1 protein-coding gene is annotated in these 4,836 nt (G+C 56.0%); it reads left to right on the forward strand.

Annotated elements, in window-relative coordinates; translation table 11 throughout:
* Positions 1–4,836 (forward strand): non-ribosomal peptide synthetase (locus AACQ83_RS23275; RefSeq protein ID WP_146747941.1); only part of this gene is annotated, 4,836 nt, incomplete at both ends.

Raw genomic sequence — 4,836 nt, forward strand, 5'->3', positions numbered from 1 at the left:
AAGCGTTTGCCCGCCAACGTTATGAGGCGCCGCAGGGAGCAACCGAAACGGTGTTGGCGGCAATTTGGTGTGAACTGCTGGGGATTGAGCAAATCAGCCGGCATGACAATTTCTTCACGTTGGGCGGCCATTCCCTGCTGGCGGTGCGGATGATGGAACGCCTGCGTCAGTCGGGATGGGCGCTGGCGGTGCGCGACCTGTTTCAAACCCCGGTGTTATCCAGTCTGGCGCAGAGACTGGGGCAGAACCAGGCCGTGCCGGTGCCTGCCAATGTGATTACCCCCGATACAACAACGCTCACGCCGACGATGTTGCCGCTGATAGATCTGACTCAAGCTGACATTGATCGTATTGTCGGGCAAGTGCCGGGCGGGATGAGCAATATTCAGGATATTTATGCCCTGTCGCCCTTGCAGGAGGGGATTTTATTCCACCACTTACTGGCAAGCGAGGGAGATCCGTACTTGTTGACCGGTCTGATGGTTTTTGCGGACCGGGCTTTGTTGGACCGGTATTTGGCGGCCATGCAGCAGGTGGTTAATCGCCATGATATTCTGCGGACCGCCTTTGTCTGGCAGGGGCTGTCTGTGCCGGCGCAGGTGGTCTGGCGTCAGGCCACTTTATCCGTCACAGAACTGACGTTAGATCCGGCAGAAGGGCCGGTCAGTGAGCAGTTAAGTTGGCGTTTTGATCTCCGACATTATCGTCTTAACTTAAGCAATGCTCCGTTACTGCAATTTGTTATTGCCCGGGAAACGGATGGCCGTTGGTGCTTACTGGAATTGCAGCACCACCTGATTGGCGACCATACAACACAGGAAGTGATGCACCATGAAGTCCGGATGTATCTGACGGGGCAGGAGGAAACGTTGCCGACATCGGTGCCGTTCCGCAATCTGGTTGCACAGACCCGATTGGGGGTAAGCCAGGAAGCGCACACCCGTTTCTTCACGGAAATGCTGGCGGATGTGGTGGAACCGACACTGCCGTTCGGCTTGGCGGAGGTCCATCGTGACGGCTCGCAGGTGACAGAATACCACCGGATGTTATCCGCTGAGCTGAATAGCCGTTTGCGCCGTCAGGCCCGGCAGTTAGGAGTCAGTCTGGCGGCGTTATGCCATCTGGCCTGGGCGCAGGTGTTGTCCCGGACCAGTAGTCAGGAAAACGTGGTGTTCGGTACCGTATTGTTCGGACGTATGGCGGCGGGAGCCGGGGCGGACAGCGGGCTGGGGTTGTTTATTAATACCTTACCGCTGCGGTTAGATATGGATGATACGCTGGTACGGGAAAGTGTACAGCAGACCCATACCCGGCTGGCCGGATTATTGGCGCATGAGCATGCGTCACTGGCGCTGGCCCAGCAATGCAGTGGCATTGACAACGCGATCCCCCTTTTCAGTGCCCTGCTGAACTACCGGCATAATGATGTGTCGGCCATATCCCGTGAACTGATAAGCGGGGTTGAGTTTGTTGGCGGGCAGGAGCGGACTAACTACCCCTTTGCGCTGTCTGTGGAGGATTTTGGTGGATCGCTGGGGCTGACGGCGCAGACGGTTCAGCCATTTATGCCAGAGCAGATATGCGGATATATGCAGCAGGCACTGGAGAGTCTGGCGGAAGCGCTGGAGCACACCCCGGATATGCCGGTACGAGCATTGGAAATCTTGCCGGAAGCGGAACGCACGCTGTTATTAAAAACCCGGAACGTAACGGAAGCGCCGTATTCTGAGACGTTGTGTCTCCATCAATTATTTGAACAGCAGGCAGAGAAAACCCCAGACGCGACCGCCTTGGTGTACGCAGACCAGACCCTCAGCTATGCCGAACTCAATGCCCGTGCCAACCGACTGGCCCACCAATTGATTGCCCTGAAGGTAGCGCCAGATCAGTTAGTGGCGATTTGTGTATCACGCTCACCGGCCATGGTGGTGGGAATGTTGGCCATATTGAAAGCCGGCGGGGCTTATGTGCCGTTGGATCCGACTTATCCCGGTGAGCGTCTAGCATATACTCTCACCGATACCGCCCCGGCTATTGTGCTGATGGATAATATCGGACGGGCAGCCTTAGGGGAGGAGGAATTAACAGGACGGACAGTGCTTGACCCAAATACGCTGTTTGACTGGCCGGACAGCAATCCGCAGATAGCCACATTGACATCACGGCATCTGGCCTATGTGATTTACACTTCCGGCTCGACCGGTACGCCGAAAGGGGTGATGGTCGAACATCGTGGCTTATGCAGTGTGATTAGTACTCAACAAGAGAGACTGGCTATCACGCCGGATAGCCGAATGTTGCAGTTTGCTTCAAACAGTTTCGATGCCTGCATTTGGGAATGCTGTCTGACGTTATTGGCTGGTGCCACGCTCTATTTGCCCCAGTCTGCCGATATTCTGCCTGGCGCAGCACTTGCCCGTTATCTTGCTGATAACGGGATTAGCCATATTCTTTTTTTACCCCCCAGTGTGCTGATGGTAATGAATGAACTTCCTGACACAGTAAAAATCTTGCTGGTAGCCGGAGAAGCGTGTTCAGCCACGCTGGTTAAACGCTGGGCTGAGGGCAGACAGATGTTCAATGCCTATGGCCCAACAGAAACCACGATTTGTGCGACTCTCTATGCTTGCAATAGCCGGGATGAAAATGCGCCACCGATTGGTCAACCTGTTGCCAATACCCGGATTTATCTCCTCGATGCTTACGGCCAGCCGGTTCCACTCGGTGTGACGGGAGAGATCTATATTGGTGGTGTGGGTGTAGCACGAGGTTATCTGAACCGGCCTGAACTGACGGCAGAATGTTTCTTGCCTGACCCATTCAGTGACAAACCCCATGCACGGATGTACCGCACTGGGGATTTGGCGCGTTACCGGCCGGACGGCAACCTGGAATTTCTGGGCCGCAATGACCAGCAGGTGAAAATTCGTGGCTTCCGTATTGAACCGGGAGAGATTGAAAGCTGGCTGGTAGAACACCCGGCAGTACGTGAATCGGTGGTACTAGCGCTAGAGGAAGGGCAGGATAAGCGACTGGTTGCTTATGTGGTAGCAGGCGCGGAGGAGGGGCTGGTGAGTAGCCTGCGGGAACATCTGAGTGCCCGGTTACCGGATTATATGGTGCCGGCGGCGTTTGTGCGTCTGGACAGCTTCCCGCTGTCACCGAATGGCAAACTGGACCGCAAGGCACTGCCGGCACCGGATAGCGAAGCATTTGCCCGTCAACATTATGAGGCGCCGCAGGGGGAAACCGAAATGGCATTGGCGGCCATTTGGTGTGAGTTGCTGGGGATTGAGCAAATCAGCCGACACGATAATTTCTTCACGCTGGGCGGGCATTCCTTGCTGGCGGTGCGGATGATTGAATATTTGCGCCATCTGGGGCTTAAACTGGCGGTGCGTGACCTGTTTCAGACGCCAGTGTTATCCGATCTGGTTCAGACGTTGGGACAGCACCAGGCTGTGTCGATACCCGCCAATGTGATTACCCCCGATACGACGGTTCTCACCCCAGCAATGTTGCCTCTGATAGAGCTGACTCAGGCTGATATTGACTGTATCGCCGGGCAAGTACCGGGTGGGCTGGTCAATATTCAGGACATTTATGCCCTGTCGCCCTTGCAGGAGGGAATTTTATTCCACCACTTACTGGCAAGCGAGGGAGATCCGTACCTGTTGACCGATCAGATGATTTTTGCAGACCGGGCTTTGTTGGACCGGTATTTGGCGGCCATGCAGCAGGTGATTAATCGCCATGATATTCTGCGGACTGCCTTTGTCTGGCAGGAGCTGTCTGTGCCGGCGCAGGTGGTCTGGCGTCAGGCCACTTTATCCGTCACTGAACTGACATTAGATCCGGCGAAAGGGCCGGTCAGTGGACAGTTAAGCCGACGTTTTGATCCCCGCTATTTTCGTCTTAACTTAAGCAATGCCCCGTTACTGCAATTTGTTATTGCCCGGGAAACGGATGGCCGTTGGGCAGTAGTGCAATTACTGCATCACCTGATTGGCGACCATACCACGCTGGAAGTGCTGCATCGTGAAGTCCGGGCGTATCTGACGGGGCAGACGGAAACGCTGCCGGCACCAGTACCGTTCCGCAATCTGGTTGCCCAGGCCCGGTTGGGGGTAAGCCAGGAAGCGCACACCCGTTTCTTCACGGAAATGCTGGCGGATGTGGTGGAACCGACACTGCCGTTCGGCTTGGCGGAGGTCCATCGTGACGGCTCACAGGTGACGGAATACCACCGGATGTTATCCGCTGAGCTGAATAACCGTTTGCGCCGTCAGGCGCAGCAGTTAGGGGTTAGTCTGGCGGCGTTGTGCCATCTGGCCTGGGCGCAGGTGTTGTCGCGAACCAGCGGACAGGAAAACGTGGTGTTCGGCACTGTGCTGTTCGGGCGTATGGCGGCGGGAGAAGGCGCGGATAGCGGGCTGGGGCTGTTTATTAATACTTTACCGCTGCGGTTAAATATGGATGATACGCCGGTGCGGGGCAGTGTACAACAGGCCCATACCCGGCTGGCCGGATTATTGGCGCATGAGCATGCGTCACTGGCGCTGGCTCAACGATGCAGCGGCATTAACAACGAGACCCCGCTTTTCAGTGCCCTGCTGAACTACCGGCATAATGATGTGTCGGCCATCTCCGGTGAACTGATAAGCGGGATTGAAGTTGTTGGCGGGCAGGAGCGGACTAACTACCCCTTTGTACTGTCGGTTGAGGATTTTGGTGGTTCGCTGGGGCTGACAGCACAGACGGTTCAGCCGTTTGCGCCGGAGCGGGTATGCGATTATATGCAGCAGGCACTGGAGAGTCTGGCGGAAGCGCTGGAGC

This window comes from Photorhabdus sp. S10-54, assembly GCF_963878145.1.
GTDB classification, from domain to species: Bacteria; Pseudomonadota; Gammaproteobacteria; order Enterobacterales; family Enterobacteriaceae; genus Photorhabdus; species Photorhabdus kayaii.